This is a genomic window from Geminicoccus flavidas (genome assembly GCF_009806515.1).
Lineage (GTDB): Bacteria > Pseudomonadota > Alphaproteobacteria > Geminicoccales > Geminicoccaceae > Geminicoccus > Geminicoccus flavidus.
Genome location: NZ_WUJP01000999.1, coordinates 1 through 2,160, shown reverse-complemented (window position 1 = coordinate 2,160; position 2,160 = coordinate 1). Strand labels below are relative to the sequence as shown.

Below are 2,160 nucleotides of genomic sequence, written 5' to 3'. Positions count from 1 at the left end.
GGCGGAAGAAGGCTACCGCTACCGTGAGATGCCACGGGCGGCGGAAACAGTGGGGTGAGGGAGGCGGCGGCCGCGACGCCACCGCCCCCGGATCTCCTACTCTCGCAGCGTACCGGCCTTGCGGGCCGCATAGATCGCCAGCGCATCCATCAGCGGCGGCGACAGGCAGTCATAGGGCTCGAGGCCCAGTTCCTTCAGCCGGGCGCGCACCGCCGGCATGTCGCTTGGCCGGGTGCCGGATTCGATTACGGAGGAAACGAAGGCGGCGAACTCGGGCGCTGCCCAGCCCGGGTCGGTGGAGCGCTCGGTATGGATGAAGGCCAGGCCCTTGAAGGCATGTTCCTTCTCGATCGGCCCGTACAGGTGCACGCCGCAGGCGGTGCAGGCATAGCGCTGGATCAGCGCCGAGGGGTCGACCACCTTGAGCTTGTCGCCGTTGGCGGTGACCTCGACCTTGTCCTCCGGGACCACGCCCACGATCGAGAAGATGGCGCCGGCCGGCTTCCAGCACTTGGTGCAGCCGCAGGCATGGTTGTGCAGGACCTGCGCATTGATCCGGACGGTGACCGGACGGTCGGTGCAGGCGCAGACCAGCGTGCCGCCCGCGAAATCCGGGGTGCCCTGCCGGATCCCCTGGTCGATGGCAGGATGGAGCGAGATCGATGCCATGAGCTTCTCCCTGACCGCAGCTCCTGTTTCTTCTGGGTCGGCGCCGGATTGGCGCGCTGTGGTCAGTAAACTGTCTTGCCAAAGATCGTACCTATTGTCGATCATCACCAGCTGGCTGCACCGGTCGGGACTTGACCGGACGGGGCAGAGGCTAGTCCTGTGCCAGGAGCATCGGGGAGCCACCATGACGATGATCCATCGGGCCTGGGCGGCCGGCCTGCTCGCCCTGCTCGCGACTTGGCCAGCCGGGCCCGGGCAGGCTGCCACCGGCGAGGACTATCCGACCAGCACCCGCGTCGACTACGTGTTCGCCTGCATGAAAGCGAATGGCGAGACCCGGGACAGCCTGGACCGCTGCTCCTGCTCGATCGACGTGATCGCGACGCTCTTGCCCTATGAGCGCTACGTCACCGCCGAGACCTTCATGAGCATGGCGCAGATGGCAGGCGAGCGGGCGGCACCGTTCCGCTCGAACGAGCAGGCCCAGGCCGCGATCGACGCCTTGCGCCGTGCTCAGGCCGAGGCGGAGGTGCGCTGCTTCTAGGGCAGGCCCGGCCCGCCAGCCCGGTCGCCGATCTCGAGGATGCAGCCTTCGTTCGGGCGCAGCTCAAGCCGGTCACGGATCACCTGGCCGCTGCGGTCGAGTTCGGTGGAGAGCAGCAGCCGCCCTGGCCGGACATGGCGCAGCGTCGCTGCCGTGCCGCCGAAGTTCAGCGCCACGAGCAGTTGCTCGTCCCCGTACCGCCGCGCATAGGCCAGGACCGCCGCGTCGGCGGCTATCGGCTGGTAGCTACCGATCGACAGGGCCGGCCGGGCGCGGCGCAGGCGCAGCAGCGCCCGGTAGAGTGCCAGCACCGAGCGAGGATCGGCCGACTGGTTCGCCACGTTCACCGTGGCATGGTCGTGGGCCACCGGCAGCCATGGCGGGGCCGGGGAGAAGCCGGCATGGGCCGAGCCGTCCCACTGCATCGGCGTACGCACCGGGTCGCGCCCCAGCCCCAGCCCCGGCACGTTGCGCTCCCACGGGTCCTGCACCCGTTCAGGGGGGATCGGCACGTCGCTCATGCCGATCTCCTCGCCCTGGTAGATCGTGGGTGTGCCGCGCAGGGTCAGCAGCAGCATGGCCGCGATCCGCACCTGGTCCCGGCTCAGCCGGCTCGCCAGCCGCGAACGGTCATGGTTGCCCAGCACCCAGTTCGGCCAGCCGCCGTCCGGCAGTGCCGCCTCGTAGGCGTCGATCAGGGCGGCGATCGCGGTCGGCTGCCAGGGCGTGGCGATCAGGTGGAAGTTGAAGGGGAGGTGGAAGCCGGACAGGCCGGTGCCGTAATAGGCCATCAGCCGGTCGATCGGCAGGTAGGCCTCGCCGATCATCACCCGGTCGCCGAACGCGTCCGCCACCCGGCGCATCGCCATGATCGCCTCGTGCACCTCAGGCTGGTCCATCGTGTGGGTGCGCAGCACCCGCCTGGCCGGCGACATGCCCGGTCGCCA

Annotated in this window: 3 protein-coding genes; 1 reads left to right on the top strand and 2 read right to left on the bottom strand. The window is 69.5% G+C overall.

Going from position 1 to position 2,160, the window contains the following annotated elements; translation table 11 throughout:
* Positions 1 to 96: 96 nt before the first annotated feature.
* Positions 97 to 669 carry an S-(hydroxymethyl)glutathione synthase gene (gene gfa, locus EQG76_RS28345; RefSeq protein ID WP_159718462.1) on the bottom strand — a complete coding sequence of 191 codons (573 nt, stop codon included), beginning with the start codon at positions 667 to 669 and terminating at the stop codon, positions 97 to 99.
* A 190-nt stretch (positions 670 to 859) separates the two neighbouring features.
* Here gfa and EQG76_RS28340 point away from each other — a divergent pair, with 190 nt between their 5' ends.
* Positions 860 to 1,213 (top strand): hypothetical protein, encoded by a 354-nt coding sequence (locus EQG76_RS28340; protein WP_159718464.1) that lies wholly within the window; start codon positions 860 to 862, stop codon positions 1,211 to 1,213.
* Here EQG76_RS28340 and EQG76_RS28335 read toward each other — a convergent pair.
* Positions 1,210 to 2,160 (bottom strand): alpha-amylase family glycosyl hydrolase (locus EQG76_RS28335; protein WP_159718460.1); only part of this gene is annotated, 951 nt, incomplete at its 5' end. The genes EQG76_RS28340 and EQG76_RS28335 overlap by 4 nt on opposite strands.

Bases quoted from the DNA above. Each gene is read 5' to 3' on its own strand.
- gfa (WP_159718462.1), bottom strand. From the start codon at position 669: ATGGCATCGATCTCGCTCCATCCTGCCATCGACCAGGGGATCCGGCAG.
- EQG76_RS28340 (WP_159718464.1), top strand. From the start codon at position 860: ATGATCCATCGGGCCTGGGCGGCCGGCCTGCTCGCCCTGCTCGCGACT.